Below are 24,637 nucleotides of genomic sequence, written 5' to 3' on the forward strand. Positions count from 1 at the left end.
TGGGTGAGCGGGCGCCGTGGGTTCGCCGACAGGCGCGCGTGAACCGTTCCGTGGGCCGGGCCGGGCGATTTCTGTCCCCCGCACACGGTAGAAAGCTGGGGTGACGAGCTTCGACGAGCCGCTGGCGAAGGCGCTGGACCCCAAAACCGCCAAGTTGCTGGAGAGCGTTCTCGACCTGCGCACCGTCGGCGACCTGCTGCGGCACTACCCGCGGCGCTACGCCGAGCGGGGTGAGCTGACCGACCTCGACGACCTGCGGGTCGACGAGCACGTCACGGTGGTGGGCGAGGTGACCAGGGCGATGCGCAGGCCGATGCGGAACAAGGGCGGCACCTGGCTGGAGGTCGAGGTCGTCGACGCCCGCCGCAGCAAGATCTACCTGTCGTTCTTCGGGAAGGCGTCCCACATCGCGGAGACGCGGCTGCGGCCGGGCAGGCGCGGCATGTTCGCCGGGAAGGTCGGCGCCTTCGGCCAGGGCGAGAAGCGCAAGTGGCAGCTCTCCCACCCCGAGTTCGAGATGATCGAGGAGCACGAGACGGGGGCCGAGGAGTTCGCCGCCGCGCTCGTGCCGATCTATCCGGCGGGCAAGGACGTGACGCCCTGGGCCATCCGCAGGGCGCTGGGCGTCGTCCTCGACACGATGGGCGAACTCGACGACCCGCTTCCCGAGGAACTGCGCACCCGGCACAGGCTCCCCGGTCTGTCGGACGCGCTGCTGGCCGTCCATCGGCCGCGCGACCACGCCGACGTGGCCAGGGCGCGCAAGCGGCTCAGGTTCGACGAGGCGTTCCTGCTCCAGGCGGTGCTGCTGCAGCGCCGGATGGCCGCGGCCTCCTGGCCCGCCACCCCCAGGCCCGCGATCTCCGACGGGCTGCTCGCCGACTTCGACAAGCGGCTGCCGTTCGAGCTGACCGAGGGGCAGCGCGAGGTGGGCGAGGAGGTCGCGGCCGACCTGGCCATGGCCCACCCCATGCACCGGCTGCTCCAGGGCGAGGTCGGGGCGGGCAAGACCGTCGTCGCGCTGCGCGCGATGCTCCAGGTGGTCGACGCCGGGGGACAGGCCGTGCTGCTGGCGCCCACCGAGGTGCTCGCCCAGCAGCACCACAGGTCGATCTCGGCCATGCTCGGCGACCTGGCAGGCGGGGGCATGTTCGGCGGCACCGCGGTCGCCCTGCTGACCGGCTCGCTGGGCGCCGCGGCCCGCCGCTCGGCCATGCTCGACGCGGCCTCGGGCACGGCGGGCATCGTCGTCGGCACCCACGCGGTCCTGCAGGAGCGGGTCCAGTTCGCCGATCTCGGCCTGGTCGTGGTCGACGAGCAGCACAGGTTCGGCGTCGAGCAGCGCGACGCGCTTCGCGAGAAGGCCGGGGCCGGCCGCCCGCACGTGCTCGTCATGACCGCCACCCCCATCCCCCGCACGGTCGCCATGACGGTCTTCGGCGATCTCACGGTCTCCACGCTCTCCCAGCTGCCCTCCGGGCGTGCCCCGATCACCACGCACGTGGTTCCCGCCGCGGAGAAGCCGCACTTCCTCGACCGCGCCTGGACCCGGCTGCGCGAGGAGATCGGGCTGGGCCGCCAGGCCTACGTCGTGTGCCCGCGCATCGGCGACCTGGAGGGTGACGAGGGCGACATGTCGAAGTCCGACGACGAGCGCAGGCCGCCGCTGGCGGTGCTCGACGTGGCGGAGACGCTCTCGCGGGGGCCGCTGCTGGGGCTCCGTACGGAGGTGCTCCACGGCAAGCTCCCTCCCGAGGAGAAGGACGCGGTGATGAAGGCGTTCACCAGGGGAGAGATCGACGTGCTGGTGGCGACCACGGTCATCGAGGTCGGCGTCGACGTCCCCAACTCCTCGGTCATGGTCATCATGGACGCCGACAGGTTCGGCGTCTCGCAGCTCCACCAGCTCCGCGGCCGGGTCGGCCGCGGCGGGCTGCCCGGTCTCTGCCTGCTGGTGACCGACTCTCCCGGCGGCACGCCCGCCAGGGCGCGGCTCGACGCCGTGGCGGCCACCCTGGACGGCTTTGAGCTGTCCCGTGTCGACCTGGAACAGCGCAGGGAGGGTGATGTGCTCGGGGTGGCCCAGTCGGGACGCAGGTCGTCGCTGAAGATGCTCAGGCTCCTCCGTGACGAGGACGTCATCCACGCCGCGCGCCTGGACGCCGAGGCGATGCTGGAGGCCGACCTCGAGCTGGCGGGGCACCCCGTGCTCCGCGCGGAGATCGACAGGCTCCTGGCGGACGAGCGCGCCGAGTACCTGGAGAAGACCTGAGGGCCGACGGTGGCGATGCCCGGCGGGGCTTCGTGGCCGGGGCCGGCGGACGCGCCGTGCCCAACTGCGGGGACGGCCTCCCCCCGAATGCCGTCCCCGCCTGGGCCCACTCCCGGGTCAGGTGCCGAGAGCACCGGCGTGCGGAAGGGCTCACGATCACGCCGGTCGGCCTCCCCCTGGGTCACTTGGAGGCCGCAGGAATCATCATGCAAGGGACCGGCACCTGACGGAACGACCCTTACGCTTTCGTCGCCACTCCTTGCCCACTCTTGACCTAGATCACCTACCAGGACCCTTTTGACCTGCGGTTATGTGATGCGTCGCGACACGCCGTGCTGCGTGTGGCGCACCCGGGCCGCTCCGGGGGCAGGCGCCGGGGACGGGCGGCGGCACCGTGCGGTGCCATCGCGCGGTGGCGCCGCGCGATGGCACTGAGAGGATGGCCGGGTGAGCCGAGTCATCGCGGGAAGCGCAGGAGGACGGCGGCTGGCAGTGCCGCCGGGGCGGGGGACCCGCCCCACGAGCGACAGGGCCAGGGAGGGGATCTTCTCCACGGTGGGGTCGCTGATCGGCCCGCTGGAGGGGTGCCGGGTGCTCGACCTCTACGCGGGCTCGGGCGCGCTCGGGCTTGAGGCGCTCTCCCGGGGGGCCGCCCGGGTGCTTCTCGTGGAGTCGGACGCCAGGGCGATCCGGACGATCAGGCAGAACGTCACCTCGCTGGGGCTGCCCGGGGCCGAGGTCGCCGCCGACAGGGTCGAGCGGCTGCTGGCCAGGGGCGTCGGAGAGAGCGGGGAGCCGTACGACCTCGTCCTCGCCGACCCGCCGTACGCGCTGGGCGACGAGGAGGTGGGGACGGTGCTCGAACTGCTGCGCGACCGAGGCTGGCTGGCCGAGGACGCGCTCGTCGCGGTGGAGAGGGAGAGCCGGGGAGGGGACCTCCGCTGGCCGGCGGGGTACGAAGAGGAGAGGGTCCGTCGTTACGGTGAAGCGGCCGTTTGGTACGGTCGCGCCGCCGGGAATCCTTAAGAGCAGGGAGTCCACCTTGCGTCGCGTTGTCTGTCCGGGATCCTTCGATCCCGTCACGAACGGTCATCTGGACATCATCGGCCGGGCTTCCCGGCAGTACGACGAGGTCGTCGTGGCCGTACTGATCAACATCGAGAAGAAGAGCCTCTTCACGGTGGACGAACGTATCCAGACTCTCCAGACGGTCACCAAGGAGTACGGGAACGTCCGCGTGGACAAGTTCCACGGCCTCCTGGTCGACTACTGCAGGCAGCAGGAGATCCCCGCCATCGTGAAGGGCCTGCGCGCGATCAGCGACTTCGACTACGAGCTCCAGATGGCGCAGCTCAACTACCGGATGTCGGGGGTGGAGACCCTGTTCATGGCCACCGGGCCCGAGGTCTCCTTCCTGTCCTCCAGCCGCATCAAGGAGATCGTCAAGTATGGTGGGAGCGTGGCCGGGCTAGTTCCCGATCTTGTCCAGGAGCTCCTGGTCGAACGGCTCAGGGGCTAGGCCCTGCTATTCTCTTGTTTCGGCCTTGCACGATGGCGATGATGCGCCATGCCTAACGAGAGCGAAATGACTCATCCCAACCTTGACCCCCGAGCCCCATGGGTGATCTCTACCCATGACCTGGGGCGACGACCAGGGTCGATGCGGCGGATGGACCTCGTTCTCCCGGCACCGGCGGACATCGGCGTCGACATGATCGGCGTTCCCAAGGACGCCGAAGTCGAGCTGGACATCCGGCTTGAGGCGGTCATGGAGGGTGTGCTCGTCACGGGCACTGCGCAAGCCCCGCTGCGGGGGGAGTGCGCACGCTGCCTGGAGCCGGTCATCTCGCGAGCCGAGGTGGGCTTCCAGGAGCTGTTCTTCTACTCGGCAGAGGATGCTGCCGAGGGTGACTCGCTTCTCGACGGTGAACTTCTCGACCTCGAACCCGCGTTTCGCGACGCGGTGGTGCTCACACTGCCGTTGAGCCCGGTCTGCAGTGAGGACTGTGCCGGGCTCTGCGTGGAGTGCGGGGTCAGGCTGGCGGATGCCGGGCCTGACCACGGCCACGAGGTGATCGACGCCCGCTGGGCGAAGCTGCAGGGTCTGATTCCGGAACATAACAACGATCAGGAGAGCTGACGTGGCTGTCCCCAAGCGCAAGATGTCGCGGAGCAACACTCGCTCCCGCAGGTCGCAGTGGAAGGCCGCCGCGGTTTCGCTCGTGAGCTGCCCCCAGTGCCGCTCGCCGAAGCGTCCGCACGTGGCGTGCCCGACCTGCGGCACCTACAACCGCCGTCAGGTGATCGAGCCCTCCGCCTGATCGCAGTCTGACAGACGGATGCCGGCCGGGTCCTTTCCGGCCCGGTCGGCGTCACCGTCCGCCCACCCTGCGATGGCGGTCCGCCCGCGGTTGTGGTGGACGCCGGGGTTCGCGGTAGAACGCGTGCCCTCCCGGCGCCCACCACATCTTCGGGCATCTCTCGTTTCTTCGCCATCGCGCATTCGATGAGAGAGCGTGCGAGGAGAAGCCGTGGGTACGAGTGTCAAACCGGTCGCCGTCGAGTTCGTCAAGGACGAGCTTGAGCGCCTGCTGTCGGTGCGTCTGGACGTCGCCATCCTGGAGCGTGCGCTGACGCACCGTTCCTACGCGTACGAGAACGGCGGCCTGCCGACCAACGAGCGCCTGGAGTTCCTGGGCGACTCGGTGCTGGGCCTGGTCGTCACCGACACCCTCTACCGCAACCACCCCGACCTGCCCGAAGGGCAGCTGGCCAAGCTCAGGGCCGCGGTGGTGAACATGCGCGCCCTCGCCGACGTGGCCCGCTCGCTGGGTCTCGGCCGTTTCCTGCGGCTCGGCCGGGGTGAGGAGGGCACCGGGGGGCGCGACAAGTCCTCGATCCTCGCGGACACCCTTGAGGCGCTGATCGGCGCGATCTACGTGAACAGGGGGCTGGACGAGGCGTTCCGCGTCGTCCACCTGCTCTTCGACCCCCTCATCACCCGCTCCGCCTCGCTCGGTGCCGGGCTCGACTGGAAGACCTCCCTGCAGGAGCTCACCGCCTCGGAGTCGCTCGGCGTGCCCGAATATCATGTTGAGGAGAGCGGCCCCGACCACGCCAAGTCCTTCACCGCGGTCGTTCGCGTCGGCGGAGAGGGATACGGTTCGGGATCCGGCCGCTCGAAGAAGGAAGCCGAGCAGCAGGCGGCGGAGGCGGCCTGGAACAGAATCCGCCAGGACCGCGACAGGCGCGAAGCCGGCTGACCGTCGCCCAAGGAGGGGTGCATGCCCGAACTGCCCGAGGTCGAGGTGGTACGCCGTGGCCTGGAGCGGTGGGTTTCCGGCAGGGTCGTCGCCCATGCCGAGGTGCTCCACCCGAGGGCGATCAGACGGCACCTTCCCGGAGCGGAGGAGTTCTCCACCCGGCTGAAGGGCCGCACCGTCGGTGCGGCGGAGCGCAGGGGTAAGTATCTCTGGCTGCCGCTGGACGGCCCCGACGCCATCCTGGCGCACCTCGGGATGAGCGGCCAGCTGCTGGTCGTGGAGCCGGACACGGTACCGGAGAAGCATCTGCGGGTCCGGATCGGCTTCACCGACGGTGGCCCGGAGCTGCGCTTCGTCGACCAGCGGACCTTCGGCCACGTGCTGGTGACCGCCATGACCCGGGCCGGCGGCCGGGCGGTGCCCGAGCCGATCGCGCACATCGCGGCCGACCCGTTCGAGGAGCATTTCGACGACGAGGCGTTCGCCCGCCGGTTGCGCGCCCGGCAGACCGAGGTCAAGCGCGCGCTGCTGGACCAGTCGCTGATCAGCGGTGTCGGCAACATCTACGCCGACGAGGCTCTCTGGCGGGCCAGGTTGCACGGCGCCCGGCCCACCGGGACGCTGACCAAGCCGAAGATCTCCGATTTGCTGGGCGCCGCCAGGGCGGTGATGTCCGCCGCGCTGGCCGAGGGCGGCACATCCTTCGACAGTCTTTACGTGAATGTCAATGGTGAGAGCGGTTACTTCGACCGTTCCCTCGCGGTCTACGGCAGGCGTGACGAACCCTGCCCGCGGTGCGGCGCCCCGATCGTTCGCGAGTCGTTCATGAACCGTTCCTCCTACAGCTGCCCTCGCTGCCAGCCCAGGCCGAGGAGGGCCGCGGCGTGACGGACGTGCGGCTGACCGCCTGGGTCAGGGGTCGCGTGCAGGGTGTGGGTTTCCGCTGGTGGACCCGGTCCAGGGCGTTGGAGCTCGGCCTGGTCGGCTGGGCGCGCAACACGGCCGACGGCCGGGTCGAGGTGGTCGCGCAGGGGGCTGAGAAGTCCTGCGCGATGCTGCTCGAGCTGCTCAGGGGCGGTGAGACACCCGGCAGGGTGGACGGGGTCGTCGAACGTTGGAGCGAGGTCAAAGGCGGTCTCGAGGGTTTTGTCGAGCGCTGACCACTTTCCTAAACCGCCCAAAATACGGTATAGTTGACTGTCGAGAGTGCCTACTGGTGCATCCATTCGGAGCGTTCAGCTTGACCGTCTCCCTCACCGGTGCGACTCTTGACAAAGAACCACGCGCACCCCTCCCGCGGCAAAGAAGTGCGCGAACCAGTCTGGTCACTCAGCGTGGAGGACCCTTTACTATGGCGAAGGCTCTACTAGGCCACGTCGGCGGTCCCGACCCTCGTATGGTCTCGGAAATGCGTCGTCTCCAGCAGCGCATCCGTGATCTCGAGGGAGAGCTCACCCGGCTCCAGGCCCAGAACGACGAACTCGCGGCAAGCGCCCGCGACGAGGAGTTCAACCGTCTGCAGGATCGCGAGCCGGCTCTCACCTAACGGGGTCGGGGCGGAAACACTGTCCGGGGACGCCTCACCGGGGCGTCCCTTGTCATATATGTCATATATGTCGTGCGAGGAAGGCCAGCTGCTCGGGTAACACCCTGCGGCGGTAGGCCGTGTCCTGGCATCCTTCGCTGATCCCTCCCTCGGCAGTGGCACCCAGTGCCTTCAGGGCCTTCAGCATGGTCTGGGTCTGCCGTGCCCACGCGTCGCGCTCCCCACATCCCAGCCAGACCGGGATGTTCACGAGTTCGCGCAGCGGCGCCTGCGCCGCGCTCACCGCCGGCGACGCCGCGACGACCGCCCCCACCTGTGCGGGGCCCAGCTCCGCGGCCAGCCTCAGCGCCCCCGCGCCACCCGCCGACCAGCCCATCAGCCCGATCTTCGCGGTGTCCATCCCGTTCATGCTCAGGTAGGGCAGCAGGGTTCCCGGGATGTCGGCGGAGGGCCAGTCGTCGATGGCGGCCAGCGCGAAGCGCCCGCCCCCGGCGGCCAGGTAGCGGTCGATCGCGTAGACGTCGAACGGTGTGCGCGCGTCACCCGCGGCCCCGTGAAGCATGATCACCACAGGCAGCCCGTCCGTCGCCCCCGGAGGCATCCCGACGATGACCCGGCGCCGGTCGACCCGGCTGCGCTGGAGCGTTCCAGGAGACGTCACCGGGGGCACGGGGACCGCGCCGCAGACGATCTGGGCGTACGCCCCCCTGATGCCGTCCGGGCCGGCCGCCAGCGCGGCGCCGCCGAGGCCCAGCGCGGTCAGCCCGCCGCCCACCAGGAAGGCACGCCGCCCGAGATGACCCCTGCCGCCCGATGGGCGTGACGGAGCTCCGTCAGCACCGCGTTCCGCGTTCATGCAGGGCACCATAGGCGGTGTGCGGGCGGGTGCGGGTGAAGAACGGTAGTCTTCCCGCGTTGGCGAAGCCGTGGGCTGACGGGGGAAGACGCGTTCATCGGCGCCCGGGGGCACGGCGCGACACGCGGACCGGCGCGACCACACCGTGAATGGGGGGTTCTCCTTGTATCTCAAGACCCTTACCCTGCGCGGTTTCAAGTCCTTCGCCTCGGCCACCACGCTCCGCTTCGAGCCGGGCATCACCGCGGTCGTCGGCCCCAACGGATCCGGCAAGTCCAACGTGGTCGACGCCCTGGCCTGGGTCATGGGGGAGCACAGCGCCAAGTCGTTGCGCGGCGGCAAGATGGAGGACGTCATCTTCGCCGGCACCTCCTCGCGGGCACCGCTGGGCCGCGCCGAGGTCACGCTGACCATCGACAACACCGACGGCATGCTCCCGATCGACTACACCGAGGTGACGATCAGCCGCCTGATGTTCAGGGCCGGCCAGAGCGAGTACGCCATCAACGGCGACACCTGCCGCCTGCTCGACATCCAGGAGCTGCTGTCCGACTCCGGCATCGGCCGCGAGATGCACGTCATCGTCGGCCAGGGCCAGCTCGACCAGGTGCTGCACGCCGGACCCGAGGAGCGCCGGGCGTTCATCGAGGAGGCCGCGGGCGTCCTGAAGCACCGCAAGCGCAAGGAGAAGGCGCTGCGGAAGCTCGACGCGATGCAGGCCAACATGACCCGGGTACAGGACCTCACCACCGAGCTGCGCCGCCAGCTCAAACCGCTGGGCCGCCAGGCCGAGATCGCCCGTAAGGCCGCCGTCATCCAGGCGGACCTCCGCGACGCCAGGCTCCGGCTGCTCGCCGACGACGTGCTCACCCTGCGGACCACCCTGGAACGGGAGATGGCCGACGAGGCGGCGGTCCTCGCCCGCCGCACCGCGGTGGAGACCGAGCTGGAGCAGGGCCAGGCCGCCGAGGCCGAGCTGGAGGCCGCCGATGCCGAGGCCCAGCCGCGCCTGACCGCCGCGCAGGAGACGTTCTTCCGGCTCTCCTCCCTCCGCGAGCGCCTCAGGGGCCTGGCGGGCCTCGCCGCCGAGCGGCACCGGCACGCCGTCGACACCGCGGTGGAGCGGCGGGGGCGCGACCCGGAGGACTTCGAGCGTGAGGCCGAGGAGGTCCGCGAGCAGGAGCGGGTCCTGGTCGAGCTGCTGGAGGGGGAGCGGGAGTCGCTCGCGGAAACCGTGGCCAGGCGTACCGAGACCGAGGCCGCGCTCGCCGCGGAGGAGCGGCGGCTGGCCGCGGAGGCCAGGGCCGCCGCCGACCGGCGCGAGGGCCTGGCCAGGATCAGGGGGCAGGCCGGGGCGGCGCGCAGCCGGGCGGGGGCCGCCGAGGAGGAGATCGGCCGGTTGCGGCGCTCGCTGGAGGAGGCCGAACAGCGCGCCGAGGAGGCCCGCGCCGAGCACGACAGCCAGGAGACGGCCGAGCCGGCCGCCGATCCGGCCCTCGCCGAGGAGCTGGAGATCGCCCTGGAGACGGTCGAGCAGGCCAGGGAGTCCGTCGAGTCGGCCAGGGCCGGGGTCGAGGAGGCCAAGGCGGCCGTCGCGGGCCCGAACGCCGCGCTCGGCGCCGCCAGGGCCGCCCTCGCCGCGGCACGCAAGGCCGACCAGCAGGCGCAGCGCCAGGTGGCCGCGCTGGAAGCCAGGTTCGAGGCGCTGGAGATGGGCCTGGCCGGCGGTGCCGACGGCGGTGCCGCGCTGCTCGCCGCCGACCTGGCCGGGGTGCTCGGGCCGGTGGCGACCATGCTGTCGGTGCGGCCCGGTGCCGAGGTGGCCGTCGCCGCCGTGCTCGGGGCCGCCGCCGAGGCCGTGGCCGTCGAGTCGCTGCAGAGCGCGGCCGACGCCATCGAGTTCCTCCGGGGCCGCGACGGCGGCCAGGCAGGCCTCGTCATCGCCGCCGGTGAAGCGGCGGTCCCGCCGGGCCAGGTGCCGCAGGCGGGCGCGGAGTGGGCGATCGACCTGGTCACGGTCTCCACCGAGCTGCGGGCCGCCGCCACCCACCTGCTGGCGGACGTGCTGGTCGTGGACGACCTCGCGACCGCGAGGAAGACGGTCGAACAGTATCCCGGGCTGCGGGCCGTCACCCGCTCCGGCGACCTGCTGGGGGCCCACGCCGCCGCCGGCGGCGGTTCGGCGGGCGCCACCTCCGCCATTCAGATGCGGGCCGCGCTCGACGAGGCGACCGCCGACCTGGCCGAGGCCAGGGTCGCCGCCGAACTCGCGGCGACGGAGCTGGAGGAGACCGCGGAGGCCGAGGGGAAGGCGCAGTTCGCGGTCGAGAACGCCCAGGCGCGGATCGCCGAAGCGCAGACGGGAGTGCAGAACGCGCAGGCCGGGGTCAACGCGGCACAGGCCGTCCTGGACCAGGTCCGGGCGAGGCAGCGCGACGCGGACCAGAAGGTCGCCGCGGTGGCCAGGAGGCTCGCCCAGCTGGACGCCGCCGCCAGGGCGGCCCGGGACGAATGCGAGCGCCTGGCGGCGGGCGTACGGGCCGCCGAGGAGGCGCGGGACCGCGACGCGGCCGGTCTCGCCGAGCTGGAGGAGCGGCTCGCCGCGGCCGTGGCCGCCGAGGAGCGACAGATCGAGCCCAGCACCGACCTGCGCGACGAGCTCGCCGAGATCTGCGCGGCGGCCAGGCAGGACGAGATGGAGGCCCGCCTCACGGTACGGACGGCGGAGGAGCGGGTCAGGGGCATCGACGGCAGGGCGGAGGAGCTGACGCGCGCCGCGGAGCGTGAGCGCGAGGAGAGGTCCAGGGCGGCCGAGCGCAGGGAGCGGCGGCGCGAGCAGGCTCGGGTGGCCCAGGCGGTCGTCAGGGGCGCGGAGCTGGCGCTGCGCACGCTGGAGGCCTCCCTGGCCGCCGCCGCGGGAGAGCGCGACGAGGCGGAGCGGGCCCGCGGGCAGGTCGACGCCTCGCTCAAGGCGATCCGGGTCCGGGTCCGTGAGCTCACCGGTGAGCTGGACAAGCTGGTCAACCGGGCACACGGCAGCGAGGTGGCCCGCACCGAGCAGCGGCTCCGCCTGGAGCAGCTCCAGGAGCGGGCGGTGGAGGAGTACGGCGTCGAGGCGGACACCCTCATCGCCGAGTACGGCCCCGGTGAGCCGATTCCGACGGCGGACGGCGAGCCCGTTCCCTACGACCGCGAGGAGCAGCTCAAACGGGCCAGGGCGGCCGACCGGCAGATGGCCCAGCTCGGCAAGGTCAACCCGCTCGCGCTCGAGGAGTTCGCGGCCCTCGAGGAGCGGCACTCGTTTCTCACCTCGCAGCTGGAAGACCTCAAGAAGACCCGCCGCGACCTGCTGCTCGTGGTCAAGGAGGTCGACGAGCGGGTCGAGCAGGTCTTCGGCGCCGCCTTCGCGGACGTGGCCCGCGAGTTCGAGACGATCTTCACGCGGGTGTTCCCCGGCGGTGAGGGCAGGCTGCTGCTCACCGACCCGGAGGACATGCTGACCACCGGTGTCGAGGTCGAGGCCCGGCCGCCGGGCAAGAAGGTCAAGCGGCTGTCGCTGCTGTCCGGTGGCGAGCGGTCGCTGACCGCGGTGGCGTTCCTCGTGTCCATCTTCAAGGCGCGGCCCTCGCCGTTCTACGTGATGGACGAGGTCGAGGCCGCGCTGGACGACACCAACACCCAGCGCCTGCTCACCCTTTTCGAGGAACTCCGGCAGACCTCGCAGATCATCATCATCACCCACCAGAAGCGCACTATGGAGATCGCCGACGCGCTGTACGGCGTGTCGATGCGCGGGGACGGCGTCACCCAGGTCATCAGCCAGCGCCTGAGGGAGAACGAGTCCGCCTGAACCTCCCGGGTTCCCGGAGAGGCCGGGCGGTGCTCCGGGGGCGTCCTCCGGGACGGAGCGGTGGGAGGTCGTGAGCCTGCCCGGGTCTCCGGGGACGGTTCCGGAGGGCCGGTGCGGGGCCGGGCGGTCGTGAGCCCGCTCCGGTGCTCGAAACCGTGTTTTCGAGGACGAACCAGGACGGTTCGCGCGGTGAGATGGTGACCGACGGTGAGGAACCGCGAACCCGTCCGGACCCCTTGAGGTCGGAGCATCCCGGGGCGTCTGGAAAACTGTGGTCTTGTGGAAGCCTATCTCGGCATAATCGCGATCATCGTCGTCGTCGCCCTGCTGGCGGCAGGCGGCATGCTCCTGCTGTTCAGGAGGGGGGGCACCAGCGCGCCGCCGCGGGTCGAGGCGCCCGAGGCGCCGCCGGCCCCCGAGGAGACGCGGGCCCCCGGCAAGGGCGCGGTCATGGACGACGAGGCGACGACCACCGTGCCGCCGCCGGCCAGGCCGGTCGAGCCCGAGGTCGTCGTCATCCCGGAGATCGAGATCCCGCCGCCGTCCGCCGGCCGGATGGTGCGGCTCCGCGCCCGGCTGGCCCGGTCGCAGAGCACCCTGGGCAAGGGGCTCCTGGAGCTGCTCTCCCGTGACCGTCTCGACGACGACGCCTGGGACGAGATCGAGGAGACCCTGATCACCGCGGACGTCGGCGTGGCGCCGACCCGGGCGATGGTCGACGAGCTGCGTACCCGGGTGAAGGTGCTGGGCAGCCGGACACCCGAGGAGGCGCGCGCCCTGCTCAGGGAGCAGCTGCTCACCCAGATCGGTGCCGGCATGGACCGTACGCTGCACGTCAAGCCGCACGGTGAGCGTCCCGCGGTGGTCCTCGTGGTCGGGGTCAACGGCACCGGCAAGACCACCACCACGGGCAAGCTGGCGCGCGTCCTCATCGGTGACGGCGGCAAGGTCGTGCTGGGCGCCGCCGACACCTTCCGTGCCGCCGCCGCCGACCAGCTGCAGACCTGGGGAGAGCGGGTCGGGGCCGCGGTGGTACGCGGCCCGGAGGGCGGCGACCCCGCCTCGGTGGCCTTCGACGCCGTCGCCGAGGGCATCAGCGAGAAGGCCGACGTGGTGATCGTCGACACCGCCGGGCGGCTGCACACCAAGACCGGCCTGATGGACGAGCTCGGCAAGGTCAAGCGCGTCATCGAGAAGAAGGCCACCGTCGACGAGGTCCTGCTCGTCCTCGACGCCACCACGGGCCAGAACGGCATGCGCCAGGCCCAGGTGTTCGCCGAGGTGGTCAACATCACCGGCATCGCCCTGACCAAGCTCGACGGCACCGCCAAGGGCGGCATCATCATCTCCGTCCAGCGCGAGCTGGGCGTGCCGGTCAAGCTGGTCGGCCTCGGTGAGGGTCCCGACGACCTCGCCCCGTTCGATCCCGAGGTCTTCGTGGACACGCTCCTCGGGGGGTGAGCCCCGCCGGGCCGGTCGGTCTCGGGGGAGGCCGACCGGCGTGGCCCGGTTCGATCCCGAGGTCTCGGAGATCGAGCCTCGCTCTCAGTGCGGGGCGTGGGACCGGGTGCCGATGGGGACGACCAGCGGGGTGCCGGCCACCGGGTCCTCGATGACCTTGGCGTCCAGCTCGAAGACCTCCGCCAGCAGGGCCTCGGTGAGCACCTCGGACGGGGACCCGGCGGCGACGACCCTGCCGTCTCGCATGGCCACCAGGCGGTCGGCGTAGCGGGCGGCGAGATTCAGGTCGTGCAGGACCATCACCACGGTGCGGCCCAGCTCGCGGTGGAGCCTGCGCACCAGCTCCAGCACCTCGATCTGGTGGGCGAGGTCGAGGAAGGTCGTCGGCTCGTCGAGCAGCAGCAGGTCGGTGCCCTGGGCGAGGGCCATGGAGATCCAGGCCCGCTGCCGCTGCCCGCCCGACAGCTCGTCCAGCGGGCGGTCGCCCAGGTCGAGCAGGCCGGTCATGGCCAGGGCCGCGCCGACCGCGGACTCGTCGTCGGACGACCACTGCCGGTACCAGGTCTGGTGCGGGTGCCGTCCCCTGGAGACCAGGTCGGCGACGGTCAGCCCCTCGGGTGCCGAGGGGGACTGGGGCAGCACGCCCAGGACCCTGGCGACCTCCCTGCCGGGCATCCTGTCGATGCGCTTGCCGTCCAGCAGTACCTCGCCGCCCGACGGCTTGAGCAGCCGCCCCATGGCGCGCAGCAGCGTGGACTTGCCGCACCCGTTCGGCCCGATGACGGCGGTCACCGTCCCGGCCTCGATCCCGAGGTCGAGGCCGTCGACGACGACGCGGTCCCCGTACCCCAGTTTGAGGTCAACGGCCTGGAGTCTCACGTACGGGCCTTCCTGCGCACACGGATGAGGAGATAGATCAGGTAGGGGGCGCCGATGACTCCGGTGACCACGCCCACCGGCAGCTCGACGGGGCTGAACGCGGTCCTGGCGACCAGGTCCGCGCCGACGGTGAGGACCGCGCCGGCCAGGGCCGAGACGACCAGCGGGGGTTGTGCCACCCCGGCCAGGCGCAGCGCGATCTGCGGTGCGGCCAGGGCGACGAACGCGATCGGCCCGGCGGAGGCGGTCGCCGTCGCCGCGAGGAGTACGGCCGCGAGGATCATCAGCCCCCTGGTGAGGTTCATCCGCACCCCCAGGCCGGTCACGGTGTCGTCGCCGAAGCGCAGTGCGCCGAGCGAGGCGGTGCCGAGCAGCGCCGGTGGGACGAGCAGGGCCAGCGCGATCGCGACCGGCGTCACGTGCTCCCAGCCCCGGCCGTTCAGCGAGCCGCTGATCCAGACCATGGCCCGGCTGCTGTCGTTGACGTCGCCGACGGTCAGCAGCCAGAACTTGAGGTTGGTGCAGATCGCCGAGACGCCGATGCCGACCAGGACCAGCCGGTAGCCGTCCATGCCTTTGCGCCAGGCCAGCAGGTAGACGGTCAGCGCGCCGACCAGACCGCCGAGCAGGGCCGCCGCGGGGACGCCCGCCTCGGCGAGGACGCCGCTCACGCCGCCCCAGGTGTTTCCCGCCGCCACGATGACCGCGACCACGGTCACGCTGGCCCCGGTGGTGACGCCCAGGATGTCCGGGCTGGCCAGCGGGTTGCGGGCGATGGCCTGGACGATCGCCCCGGACAGGGCGAGCGCCGCGCCGACCCCGGCGCCGGTCAGCGCGCGGGGAAGCCGGAGTTGCATGACGACGAAATGGTCGGGCCCGTCGCCGGTGATGGCGCGGAGGACCTCGGAGACGCTCATCGGGATGTCGCCGAGGCGCATGCTGAGCGCCATGAGCAGCACCGTTGTGCCCAGCAGGACCAGTGCGGCGGCCACGGAGCGCGGCCGGAACAGCCAGGAGGCGGGACCGATGCGCAGCGCCCGCCTGCTGAGGCGAGGGGGCGCGGTCGAGGTCACCGTCGAGGTCACAGCCGCACCGGCCTTCTGCGCCGTACCAGGGCTATGAAGAACGGCGCGCCCGCGAGGGCGAGGACCACGCCCACCTCCAGTTCGCCGGGATGGGCCACCACGCGGCCGATGACGTCGGCGAGGAGCAGGGCCGAGGCGCCCGCCAGGCCGGAGTACGGCAGCAGCCAGCGGTGATCGGGGCCGGAGAGCGGCCGGGTGAGGTGCGGGACGATCAGGCCGACGAAGGCCAGCGCGCCGCAGACCGCCACGGAGGCGCCGCTGAGCAGGGTGATGGCGGCGATGCCGGCGGCACGGGTGACGGCGACGTTCTGGCCGAGCGCGCGGGCGACGTCCTCGCCCAGGGAGAGCGCGTTGAGGCCGGGCGCGCCTGCCAGGGCCACGATCAGGCCGACGGCGATGAAGGGGAGCACCTGCCAGGCCACGTCCGCGCCCCTGGCCGCTATCGACCCCAGCTGCCAGAAGCGGAAGGTGTCCATGGCCTGCTCGTCCAGCAGCACCAGCGCCGAGGTGAGCCCGTAGAGGAAGGCGCTGACGGCGGTGCCGGCGAGGGCCAGGGTCACCGGCGTGGGGCCGCCCCGGCCGCCGGCCATGCCGAGGGCGAACACCCCGGCGCTGGCGACGAGGGCTCCGGCGAGGCCGAACCAGATGTAGCCGTACGGGCTGCCGACCCCCAGGACCACGATGCTGAGGACCATGGCGAAGGCCGCGCCCTGGGTGACGCCGAGCAGTCCCGGGTCGGCCAACGGGTTGCGGGTGTGGCCCTGCATGAGGGCGCCCGCGACACCGAGGGCGATCCCGGCCATGACGCCGATGGCGGTTCTGGGGATGCGCAGCGACCGGACGATGATGTCGTTCTCGGTACCCGTGGGGCCGGTGAGCGCGTGCCAGACGTCGGCCGGCGGGATCGGTTTGGCCCCGAACGCGAGGCTCAGCGTGACCGCCGACGCCAGGAGAGCGAGCAGTCCACCCAGCACGAGGAGGCGGCGGTGGTGGATTCTCCGGATGGTGCCGGGCGGGGCGGCCCGTGGAACGGACATGGCATTGATCACCTGACCTCCCCTTTTTTGCGTGATCGAGGCTGAGTATGCCAGTTTAGGTATAGCTAAGCTAAATAAGGGTTACCTAAACTTTGTGAGGAGATCCAGGAATCATGAGAGCATTGCGCGCCCTGGCCGTCGGGGTGGCGGGAGCCGTGCTGTCCGCGGGTCTCGCCGCCTGCGGGTCGAGCACCCCGGAGACCACCGGTGCCTCCGGCGCGTCCGCGGCTCCCGCGGCGAGCGACGCGGCGGCCTTCCCCAGGACCGTGAAGCACGTCATGGGGGAGGCGACGATCCCCGCCCAGCCCAAGCGGGTCGTGGCCCTCGACCAGAGCTTCGTCGACGCGGTGCTGACCCTGGAGACCGAGGTCGTCGGTTTCACCAGTTACCGGGGGATCGAAGGGGAGCTCCCCGACTACCTGACCCCGGTCCTCGGCCACGCCAAGGAGGCCACCTCGGTCGGGACCCTGGAACAGCCCAGCCTGGAGCGGATCCTCGCGCTCAAGCCCGACCTGATCGTCTCGGCCAAGGTTCGCCACGAGGCGCTGTACGACAAGCTGTCGCAGATCGCGCCGACGGTGTTCAGCGAGACCACCGGGGCCATCTGGAAGGAGAACCTCCAACTCGTGGGCCAGGCCCTGGGCAAGGAGGACCTCGCCGAGCAGAAGATCAAGGAATACCAGGACCGCGCCGGTAAGATCGGCGAGTCCATCAAGGCCAAGGAGGGCGAGCTGCCCACCGTCTCCATCGCCCGCTTCGCGGGTGAGCCGACGGTCCGGCTGTACGTGGAGAACTCCTACTCGGGCCTGGTGCTCAAGGACGTCGGCTTCCCGCGTCCCGAGGACCAGCCGACCGTGACCGACGCGATCATGGTTCCGATCAGCCAGGAGAACATCTCCCAGCTCGACGCCGACCACATCTTCGTCGCGGCCTACGAGGACCCGGCGGTCGGGCCGGTCAAGGAGAAGTTCGAGGCCAACCCGCTCTGGGGCAAGCTCAAGGGCGCCAAGCACGACGTCAACGACACCGTCTGGATGAGTGCCGTCGGCATCCAGGGCGCGCACGCCATCCTCGACGACCTCGCCAAGATCTTCGAGGTCGACCCGGCCCGGGCCGGCTGACCGGCCGGGAGGGGCGGGCCGCCTGTCCCGCCTTCCGATGCCAGGACCGGCACGGGCTCGACGAGCCGTGCCGGTCCCTGCGCGTCGCGGCCGGTCCGCGACAGGGGCGCCCCCCCGGGCGTGGTCTTCTCAAATACTGATCGATTTCGGGTACCCGCACATCACATACTCGGATGCGAACACGGTACGAGCCGTGTCCGCCAGGGGAAGCGGGCGGTGAACCGCCAGGGGGTGCCGGGCCGTCTTCCAGGTGGTGATTAATTCCGCGACGCGTGGGAAGCGGGGAGACGTGGAGATGGGTCTCGGAACTTCTGCGGGCGCGGGCCCCGACCCGGTGACGGGTCCAGGGGGCGTGGCGGTTGACATCTTTCCTAACCCGAAAGTTGCTGCTACCTGGGGTTATGTGATGATAGACACACCTTCGACTGAATCTGGAGAACGATGTTACGATATTGATACTTGTTCGGCTGTAGGGCGTGTCGTACCCGCCGTTGGCGCAGTCAGCGAGCAGTCTCCCGATCGCGCAGGGCTTTTAACGGCCCCCTTACGGGGTGCCTGCGAGCATCGGCTACGCCGTCAGAAAGGGTGTAGCGCAGTCTTGCCGGGCGGTAGCGGGGGGAAAAGCACGAGGGGGATCCAATGATCACGATGACGGAAGAGCAACGCCAGGACTGGTTCGAGCGCGATGTCGTGCCGGTCACCAGTCAGCTCTACGCGTCCGCGATGCGCCTGACCCGCAACACCGCCGATGCGGAGGACCTGGTCCAGGAGACCGTCACCAAGGCGTTCACCTCCTACCACCAGTTCCGCGAGGGCACCAACCTCAAGGCGTGGCTGCACCGCATCCTGACCAACAACTTCATCAACGACTACCGCAAGAAGCAGCGCTCGCCCAAGCTCTCGGCCGCCGAGGAGATCGAGGACTGGCAGCTCGCCGCCGCCGAGTCCCACACGTCAAGCGGTCTCAAGTCCGCCGAGACCGAGGCGCTGGAGCAGCTGCCGGACAGCGCGGTCATGAACGCCCTGCGTGCCCTGCCCGAGGACTTCCGGGTCGCCGTCTACCTGGCCGACGTCGAGGGCTTCGCCTACAAGGAGATCGCCGAACGGATGGGCACCCCCATCGGCACGGTCATGTCCCGCCTCCACCGGGGTCGCCGCCAGCTCCGCACCATGCTTGAGGGCTACGCGCGCGAGGAGGGCGGTCTTCGCTCGGCGATCGAGCAGGCCAAGGTGGCCTGAGTCGTTTGTGCGGTGGCGATGGGGCGGACGGGTCTGCCGGGCTCGGCCGTCGAGCAGCGGGCCCGGCCGGTTTGAGTCGTTGACGGGGCGAAGGGGTCAGCCGGATGCGATCAGCGCGACCGCGGCGAGCGTGAAGCCGATGCCCACGGTCTGCACGGTGTTGAGCCGCTCCCCCAGCACCTGGCGGGCCAGCAGCAGCGTGCTCGCCGGGTAGAGCGAGACCAGGACGCCGACGAGGCTCAGCAGCCCGCGCTGCTGGGCCAGCATGAACAGCACATTGGCCACCATGTCGAGTACTCCGGCCGCGATGATGACGCGCAGCGTGCCCGGCCCGGGGCGCAGGGTGCGGCCGGTGGTCAGGGCCAGCAGGGCGATGAGGGTGACCGAGGCCAGACGCGCCCCGACCAGAGGCCACGCGCCGCCCTCCGCGGGGGCCTGGGCGAGCAGGATGAAGAAGCCGCCGAAACCCGCGCCCGCGGCGAGGGAGGCCAGGATCGGGCCGTACCCGCCGCCGCTTCCCCCGCCGGAGGAGTCGCGGCTCACCAGCAGCACCGCCAGTAGCGCCAGGACCACGCCCACCAGCGCCATCGGCTCGGGGCGCTCCCCGACGGCCAGCCCGAACAGCACGGGCAGCACCGCCGAGACGGTCGCGGTGATCGGCGCCACCACCGACATCACACCGGTGGCCAGGGCCCGGTAGAACAGCACCACCGCCGCCGCGCCGCAGAGCCCGGAGGCCGCACCCCAGGCCAGCGTCACGGGCGCGGGGGTCCCCGGCAGGATCGGCAGCAGCACGACGGCCACGGCCAGCCCCGCGATCTGGGAGAGGACCACCACGGCGAGCACCCGCGACCGGCGGGTGGCCATGCCGCCCAGAAAGTCCGCGGTGCCGTAAACCATCGCGCAGGCCGTTGCCAGCACCACAGCGGTCATACGTCACCTCAGTTCAATGAAATGTACTCCTAGTACAATATATGGAGTGCAATAGAGTGCAAAACGAGTTAACTAGACTGAACTCATGGACCCAGAGACGATCACCGCCGCGGTCGCCAACAACGTGCGGGCCCAGCGGGCGCACCGGCAGATGACCCTCGACGAGCTCGCCGCGCGCTCCGGGGTGAGCCGGGGCATGCTGGTCCAGGTCGAGCAGGGCAGGACCAATCCGAGCATCACCACGCTCACCCGCATCGCCGACGCGCTCGGGGTGACCGTCGCGCGGATGGTGGAGGTCTCCGACACACCCGTGGTCCGGATCGTCCACAGCACGGACGTGGTCACCTTCCCGCACGGCGACTCCAGCACCGCGCGCCTGCTGGTCGGCACCGACGCGCCCGCCATCCTGGAGCTGTGGGACTGGCGGCTGGCCCCCGGCGACCACCACGACGGCGACGCCCACCCACCGGGCACGCGCGAGATGCTGACCGTGCTGGAGGGGCGGCTCACCCTCTCGGTGTACGGCAGAAGCCACATCGCCGAGGAGGGGGACGCGGTCGTGTTCAACGCCGACCGCCCGCACCGGTACGCCAACGAGGGGGACGTCCCGCTGCGGTTCGTGATGGTCGTGACCGAGCCCCGCGAGACGCCGGATCGCTGACCGATATGAGATGTCCGCTGGAAAGAGCCTTTTTAAGGCTCTAACTGGTCTCATCAGATGAGACGTCGCCCCCGGGTGCGCATCTCATTCGATGTGGCGTCGAAGTGGCGCGTCGGTACAGGCTAATCGGCGGTCTATGTCCCATCCTGGGAAAGACCCGGCTATGACCTTGCGGGGGACGCGGCCGGGGCCGCTCGCCGTCCTCGCGTTGCTTTCGGGGGGAAGCATGCGGGTACGGATGGTGTCGATGGCCCTGCTGCTCGCAGCGGCTGGGTGCGCTTCTCCGATCACCACGACAGGCGCGCCCCCGCCTACCGCGACCATCGCGCCCACCGGGCGGGCCACGCCGATCGGGCCGAACGAGCCGACCGCCCCCATCGTGCCCATCGTGCCCGCCGGGCCGACCGGACCCCCGGGGCGTACCGCGCCCGCCGGTGCCCCCGCCGGCGCTCCCGCCGCCGGCGCGCCCTCGGCGACCGCCTCGGGGACGGCGGGCGCGAGGAAGGCCGAGGCCCGGCCGGACTGGCCGGTGGGAGACTTCCCCGTTCCGCGCCCGGCACGCAGGATCAACTGCGAGCGGGTCAGATGCGTGGCGCTGACCTTCGACGACGGTCCGGGGGCCTACACCGCAGCCCTGCTCGACATGCTCGCCAGGCACCGGGGCAGGGCGACCTTCTTCGTCGTCGGGCAGATGGTGCCCGGGGACGGCGAGCGGATCCTCCGCAGGATGGTGGCCGAGGGACACGAGCTGGGCAACCACAGCTGGAGCCACCCGGAGCTGCCCGGGCTGTCGGAGGCCGGTATCAGAGAGCAGCTGAACCGTACCCAGTGGATCGTCAAGCGCGCGACGGGGGTGACGATGGACCTCATGCGCCCGCCGTACGGGGCGACCGATGCCCGGGTCGCCGCGGAGAGCCGCCACCTGGGGCTCGCCCAGATCCTGTGGGACGTCGACACGCTCGACTGGCGGGACAGGGACTCCTCGATCGTCGCCCGCCGCGCGGCCGAGGCGACACCGGGCTCCATCGTGCTGATGCACGACATCCATGCCTCCACCGTCCAGGCCGTTCCGCGGTTGCTGCACCATTTCGCCGCCAGGGGCTACCGGTTGGTGACGCTCTCCGAGCTGTACGGGAGGCGCCTGGTGTCGGGCAGGAAGTACCCCGTCGACAGCGGCTTCTGAGATCCTCCGAGCCGGCCCTCGTGCCGGATGGGGGTCCGGCGGAGCGTGAACCTCCCGCGCCTGTTTCCCGACTGTTCCTCCTCGAGGAGGCAGGGTGACTGACGAACTGCTGGTGGTCCGGTGCCGGCTCGGCGAGCGCGAGGCGTTCGCCGAGCTGGTGAGGGCCTGGCACGATCCGGTTTGGAACTACGTGCGGCGCATGCTGGGACCCGCGCAGGCCGACGACGTGGCCCAGGAGGTCTGGGTGGCCGTGGTGCGCGGGCTGCCGCGGCTGAGGGAGCCGGGCAGGTTCGCGCCCTGGCTGTTCACGATCGCCAGGCGTGCGGTGGCCGACCGGCTCCGCGAGGAGTACGCCAGACCCGAGGTCCTGACGGAGGAGGAACGCGCGACCGGCGACCCGGCCGACGCCCTCGCGGACCGCGCCGGCCTGCTGGCGGGCCTGTCGGAGCTGCCGGTCAGGGAGCGGGAGATCCTCGTGCTGTTCTACCTGCACGACCTCTCCCTGGAGGACTGCGCGCAGATCTGCGCCGTCCCCGTCGGCACCGTCAAGTCACGCCTGTCCCGCGCGCGGCGCATGCTGCGCGACCGGCTCACGGAGAAGGGATATCGAGAATGAACCCCGACGACATGATCGGCAGGCTGTCCGGGCCGCTGTCGCTGCGCCGCCGGATCGGCAACGTCGTGGCCCTGCTCGGCGGGCTGGGCGGGGCGCTGTTCACCGGTCTGCTGTGGGCCACGGAACCCACCCTGCCGGGTCGTACGCACCTGGCCTTCGGCGCGATGGTCGCGCTCGGCCTGGCCTGGGCCGGCTACGGAGCCTGGGCGTTGACCCGCAGGACGCCGCTGTTCGCCCTCGACCGGGTGGTCGCCGCCTGGCTGGCGGTGGCCGCGACCGTCCTGCTGACGGCGGGAACGGCCGCGATCGCGATCACCAGGGAGACCTGGGCCGGCGCGGCGGGGGTCGCCGTCGCCGCGACGCTGGCCATGCTCGCGGTGACGTTCCTGCTCAGGGCCCGCGCCGACCGCGCCGCCCTGCTGCGACGCAGGCACGAACTCGGTGGCTGAGACCCGCCGCGGCCAGGGCCGCGGCGAGGCAGGCCATCGGGATCGACGGCAGCACATAGCGGTGGTCGAAGTCCAGCGCGGCGATCGGGGCGACGAGCAGGAAGACGGCCGTCGCCCACGGCAGCAGGGCCGGGCGCCGCCGCCCGACGGCTCCGAGGCCGCCCAGCAGCAGGAGCGCGCCGAGCAGCGGGCCGTGCAGGACCCCGGGGTAGGTGTAGCCGCCGAGGAGGTTTCCGTAGGGCTCGACCGACGACATCCCCCGGATGCCGCCGTCGTACTCCCGGCGCACCTGGTCGATCAGCGGGAAGGCGGGCAGCGGCCAGGAACCGACGGGGAACGTCAGGGCGGGGGAGACCCGCAGGGGATGACGCACCGGGGTCGCCGCGAAGGCGAGCGAGGTGTCGCGGGCGACCTCGCGGAGATAGTCGAGCGGCTGCGCGGCGATGGCACGCAGCGCGAAGGACCTGGCCAGGTCGTTGTGGGCGAACCGGCCTCCGGGCAACCTGTTGAGCGAGGCGCCGGCGGCCCAGACGTACTCTGACGCGGCGTCGACCACCGTGCCGTTCGGGCAGAGAACCGCCTCCCGGGCCGGTGGTCTGATCACCGAGCAGTCGGCGAACGTCATCGTGCGCGCCCACAGCGCCACACCGTCGGAGCCGCTGAGCGCGAACCGCCCGTGATGCTGCTGATACCAGCCCGCGTAGGCGGCGAGCGGCAACGTCCCGGCGACGACCAGCGCGACCACCCGCCGCCGACCGGCCCGCCGCAGGAGCAGGTGGAGCAGGACCAGCCCCAACAGGGGCACCGCGACCGTGCGGGTGAGCCCGGCCAGTGCCAGCAGCAGGCCCGTGGCCGCGGCCGCCCGCGCCGAAGGGCGCTCCCGCCACATGAGCACCGTCAGGGCGGCCGTGACGAGGAAGATGACCTGGGTGTCGGAGAGCACGGCGTGTTCGAGCCGCAGGAACGCGGGGTTGAACAGGATCGGCAGGGTGGCCAGGGCCGCCCCCCACCCGGGGAGTGCGTGGCGGCGCAGCACCAGGTAGATCATCAGGGCCGTGCCGAGGCCCATCAGGTGCTGGAGACCCGCGATGAGCTGGACGCTGTGGAAGGGCAGCAGCAGCCGGAGCAGGAAGGGGTACCCGGCCGGATGGAACGCGCCGGAGGGCTCCAGATGGACCGCGGTGTTCAGATAGGTGAAGGAGTCGTACCAGTAGAGCTGGGCGGTGTCGTAGCCGAGCATGACGAGGACGCGGAGCCCCGCCGCCGTCGCGATCGCGACGGCGAACGGCAGGTGACCGCCGAGGAGCCGGTCGCGCGGCCCGCTCCGGCCGGGCGCGGTGGGTACGGTCGTGACGGCGCCGGGTGAGGCGAGCATGGATGGTTCCCCCGTTCAGGGGCCGGGGGGTTCCCGGCACGGTGGGAGCAGTCCAGCGAGTGATCGATAACCTTGACGTCACCGAATCCGGTTACGCCCGCGTTATGCCGCCTGTGGCACGCTGGCGCGACTCGGAGCCAGGGGAGGCACGTTTTGCGGGTGTTGGTGGTCGAGGACGAGAGGATGCTCGCCGACTCGATCGCGGAGGGGCTGCGCGGGGAGGCGCTCGCCGTCGACGTCGCCTACGACGGGGAGGCGGCGCTGGAACGGCTGCGGATCCACGACTACGACGTGCTCGTCCTGGACCGGGACCTGCCGGGCCTGCACGGCGACGACGTGTGCCGGGCCGTGGTCGCCGAGGGCGGCCTGGTGCGGATCATCATGCTCACCGCGGCGGGTGACGTGCGCTGCCGGGTGGCGGGACTGGCCCTGGGAGCCGACGACTACCTGCCCAAGCCGTTCGCCTTCGAGGAGCTGACGGCCCGCGTCCACGCGCTGGGCCGCCGGGTGCGCCCCGCCGACCCGCCGCTGCTGGTACGGGCCGGCATCAGCCTGGACCGGGCGCACCGGCAGGTGTTCCGCGACGGACGCTACGTGCCGCTCGCCCGCAAGGAGTTCGGCGTGCTGGCCGAACTGCTGCGCGCGGACGGGGCGGTGGTCTCCAGCGAGATGCTCCTGGAGAAGGTGTGGGACGAGCACACCGACCCGTTCACCAACACCGTGCGGACCACGATGATGAAGCTGCGCCGTAAGATCGGCGATCCACCGGTCATCGAGACCGTCACGGGAGTGGGATACCGCATTCCATGAG

The 24,637-nt window shown here is 71.4% G+C and carries 24 protein-coding genes; 18 read left to right on the plus strand and 6 right to left on the minus strand.

Annotated features, from left to right (window positions below):
- Positions 1 to 100 precede the first annotated feature (100 nt).
- The 9 genes from recG (at position 101) to AB0K21_RS06930 (ending at position 7,081) form a co-directional block, all read left to right on the plus strand.
- Positions 101 to 2,272, plus strand: a complete 2,172-nt coding sequence (gene recG / locus AB0K21_RS06890) for an ATP-dependent DNA helicase RecG (RefSeq protein ID WP_364148474.1) — start codon at positions 101 to 103, stop codon at positions 2,270 to 2,272.
- 447 nt (positions 2,273 to 2,719) lie between these two features.
- Positions 2,720 to 3,298 (plus strand): 16S rRNA (guanine(966)-N(2))-methyltransferase RsmD, encoded by a 579-nt coding sequence (gene rsmD, locus AB0K21_RS06895; RefSeq protein WP_343982328.1) that lies wholly within the window; start codon positions 2,720 to 2,722, stop codon positions 3,296 to 3,298.
- A gap of 16 nt (positions 3,299 to 3,314) precedes the next feature.
- Positions 3,315 to 3,791 (plus strand): pantetheine-phosphate adenylyltransferase, encoded by a 477-nt coding sequence (gene coaD / locus AB0K21_RS06900; RefSeq protein ID WP_030913570.1) that lies wholly within the window; start codon positions 3,315 to 3,317, stop codon positions 3,789 to 3,791.
- Between the two features lie 66 nt (positions 3,792 to 3,857).
- Positions 3,858 to 4,412, plus strand: coding sequence for a YceD family protein (locus AB0K21_RS06905; protein ID WP_343982332.1), 555 nt, complete (start codon positions 3,858 to 3,860; stop codon positions 4,410 to 4,412).
- Position 4,413: 1 nt separating this feature from the next.
- A complete protein-coding gene (rpmF, locus tag AB0K21_RS06910) occupies positions 4,414 to 4,593 on the plus strand; it encodes a 50S ribosomal protein L32 (RefSeq protein WP_012894381.1) in 180 nt (59 codons plus the stop codon).
- Between the two features lie 267 nt (positions 4,594 to 4,860).
- Positions 4,861 to 5,535, plus strand: a complete 675-nt coding sequence (gene rnc / locus AB0K21_RS06915; RefSeq protein ID WP_051752506.1) for a ribonuclease III — start codon at positions 4,861 to 4,863, stop codon at positions 5,533 to 5,535.
- Positions 5,536 to 5,556: 21 nt separating this feature from the next.
- Positions 5,557 to 6,423 carry a bifunctional DNA-formamidopyrimidine glycosylase/DNA-(apurinic or apyrimidinic site) lyase gene (gene mutM, locus AB0K21_RS06920; protein WP_364148477.1) on the plus strand — a complete coding sequence of 289 codons (867 nt, stop codon included), beginning with the start codon at positions 5,557 to 5,559 and terminating at the stop codon, positions 6,421 to 6,423.
- Complete coding sequence (locus AB0K21_RS06925; RefSeq protein ID WP_343982339.1) at positions 6,420 to 6,695, plus strand: acylphosphatase; 276 nt, start codon at positions 6,420 to 6,422, stop codon at positions 6,693 to 6,695. The genes mutM and AB0K21_RS06925 overlap by 4 nt, the downstream gene beginning before the upstream one ends.
- A gap of 191 nt (positions 6,696 to 6,886) precedes the next feature.
- Complete coding sequence (locus tag AB0K21_RS06930; protein ID WP_084195478.1) at positions 6,887 to 7,081, plus strand: hypothetical protein; 195 nt, start codon at positions 6,887 to 6,889, stop codon at positions 7,079 to 7,081.
- Positions 7,082 to 7,142: 61 nt separating this feature from the next.
- Here AB0K21_RS06930 and AB0K21_RS06935 read toward each other — a convergent pair whose 3' ends face one another.
- Positions 7,143 to 7,937, minus strand: coding sequence for a dienelactone hydrolase family protein (locus AB0K21_RS06935; RefSeq protein ID WP_343982344.1), 795 nt, complete (start codon positions 7,935 to 7,937; stop codon positions 7,143 to 7,145).
- Positions 7,938 to 8,100: 163 nt separating this feature from the next.
- On the opposite strand from AB0K21_RS06935, the gene smc reads away from it, so the two are divergent.
- Positions 8,101 to 11,787, plus strand: a complete 3,687-nt coding sequence (gene smc, locus AB0K21_RS06940; RefSeq protein WP_364148482.1) for a chromosome segregation protein SMC — start codon at positions 8,101 to 8,103, stop codon at positions 11,785 to 11,787.
- 279 nt (positions 11,788 to 12,066) lie between these two features.
- Positions 12,067 to 13,248 carry a signal recognition particle-docking protein FtsY gene (gene ftsY, locus AB0K21_RS06945; RefSeq protein WP_343978762.1) on the plus strand — a complete coding sequence of 394 codons (1,182 nt, stop codon included), beginning with the start codon at positions 12,067 to 12,069 and terminating at the stop codon, positions 13,246 to 13,248.
- 84 nt (positions 13,249 to 13,332) lie between these two features.
- On the opposite strand, the gene AB0K21_RS06950 is transcribed toward ftsY, so the two are convergent.
- Genes AB0K21_RS06950 through AB0K21_RS06960 form a run of 3 tightly spaced genes read right to left on the minus strand, consistent with a single transcriptional unit; the run spans position 13,333 to position 16,249 of the window.
- Positions 13,333 to 14,127 carry an ABC transporter ATP-binding protein gene (locus AB0K21_RS06950; RefSeq protein WP_343978759.1) on the minus strand — a complete coding sequence of 265 codons (795 nt, stop codon included), beginning with the start codon at positions 14,125 to 14,127 and terminating at the stop codon, positions 13,333 to 13,335.
- A complete protein-coding gene (locus AB0K21_RS06955) occupies positions 14,124 to 15,212 on the minus strand; it encodes an iron chelate uptake ABC transporter family permease subunit (RefSeq protein WP_364148486.1) in 1,089 nt (362 codons plus the stop codon). The genes AB0K21_RS06950 and AB0K21_RS06955 overlap by 4 nt, the downstream gene beginning before the upstream one ends.
- Positions 15,209 to 16,249, minus strand: a complete 1,041-nt coding sequence (locus AB0K21_RS06960; protein WP_364148489.1) for an iron ABC transporter permease — start codon at positions 16,247 to 16,249, stop codon at positions 15,209 to 15,211. Before AB0K21_RS06960 ends, AB0K21_RS06955 begins: the two co-directional genes overlap by 4 nt.
- A gap of 113 nt (positions 16,250 to 16,362) precedes the next feature.
- Between AB0K21_RS06960 and AB0K21_RS06965 the strand changes: the two genes are divergently transcribed.
- Positions 16,363 to 17,370, plus strand: coding sequence for an iron-siderophore ABC transporter substrate-binding protein (locus AB0K21_RS06965; RefSeq protein WP_364148491.1), 1,008 nt, complete (start codon positions 16,363 to 16,365; stop codon positions 17,368 to 17,370).
- Positions 17,371 to 18,009: 639 nt separating this feature from the next.
- Positions 18,010 to 18,609, plus strand: coding sequence for a sigma-70 family RNA polymerase sigma factor (locus AB0K21_RS06970; RefSeq protein WP_343978747.1), 600 nt, complete (start codon positions 18,010 to 18,012; stop codon positions 18,607 to 18,609).
- Positions 18,610 to 18,705: 96 nt separating this feature from the next.
- Here the strand turns inward: AB0K21_RS06970 and AB0K21_RS06975 are convergent, their stop codons facing one another.
- Positions 18,706 to 19,542 (minus strand): DMT family transporter, encoded by an 837-nt coding sequence (locus tag AB0K21_RS06975; RefSeq protein ID WP_364148494.1) that lies wholly within the window; start codon positions 19,540 to 19,542, stop codon positions 18,706 to 18,708.
- Between the two features lie 85 nt (positions 19,543 to 19,627).
- On the opposite strand from AB0K21_RS06975, the gene AB0K21_RS06980 reads away from it, so the two are divergent.
- The 4 genes from AB0K21_RS06980 to AB0K21_RS06995 all read left to right on the plus strand — a co-directional run bounded on the left by AB0K21_RS06980 (position 19,628) and on the right by AB0K21_RS06995 (position 22,451).
- Complete coding sequence (locus AB0K21_RS06980; protein ID WP_343978741.1) at positions 19,628 to 20,203, plus strand: XRE family transcriptional regulator; 576 nt, start codon at positions 19,628 to 19,630, stop codon at positions 20,201 to 20,203.
- A gap of 163 nt (positions 20,204 to 20,366) precedes the next feature.
- Positions 20,367 to 21,386 (plus strand): polysaccharide deacetylase family protein, encoded by a 1,020-nt coding sequence (locus AB0K21_RS06985; protein WP_364148497.1) that lies wholly within the window; start codon positions 20,367 to 20,369, stop codon positions 21,384 to 21,386.
- Between the two features lie 94 nt (positions 21,387 to 21,480).
- Positions 21,481 to 22,002: a sigma-70 family RNA polymerase sigma factor gene (locus AB0K21_RS06990; RefSeq protein ID WP_343978734.1), complete on the plus strand. Its 522-nt coding sequence runs from the start codon at positions 21,481 to 21,483 to the stop codon at positions 22,000 to 22,002.
- Positions 21,999 to 22,451 (plus strand): hypothetical protein, encoded by a 453-nt coding sequence (locus AB0K21_RS06995; RefSeq protein ID WP_364148500.1) that lies wholly within the window; start codon positions 21,999 to 22,001, stop codon positions 22,449 to 22,451. Before AB0K21_RS06990 ends, AB0K21_RS06995 begins: the two co-directional genes overlap by 4 nt.
- Here AB0K21_RS06995 and AB0K21_RS07000 read toward each other — a convergent pair.
- The gene (locus AB0K21_RS07000) at positions 22,393 to 23,826 is read right to left on the minus strand and encodes a hypothetical protein (RefSeq protein ID WP_364148503.1); all 1,434 of its coding nucleotides are present in this window, start codon (positions 23,824 to 23,826) and stop codon (positions 22,393 to 22,395) included. The two genes, AB0K21_RS06995 and AB0K21_RS07000, sit on opposite strands and share 59 nt — an antisense overlap.
- Before the next feature lie 153 nt (positions 23,827 to 23,979).
- Between AB0K21_RS07000 and AB0K21_RS07005 the strand changes: the two genes are divergently transcribed.
- Positions 23,980 to 24,636, plus strand: coding sequence for a response regulator transcription factor (locus AB0K21_RS07005; RefSeq protein WP_343978725.1), 657 nt, complete (start codon positions 23,980 to 23,982; stop codon positions 24,634 to 24,636).
- The last annotated feature ends 1 nt before the right edge of the window (position 24,637 follow it).

Source organism: Streptosporangium sp. NPDC049248 (assembly GCF_040678965.1).
Classification (GTDB): domain Bacteria; phylum Actinomycetota; class Actinomycetes; order Streptosporangiales; family Streptosporangiaceae; genus Streptosporangium; species Streptosporangium fukuiense.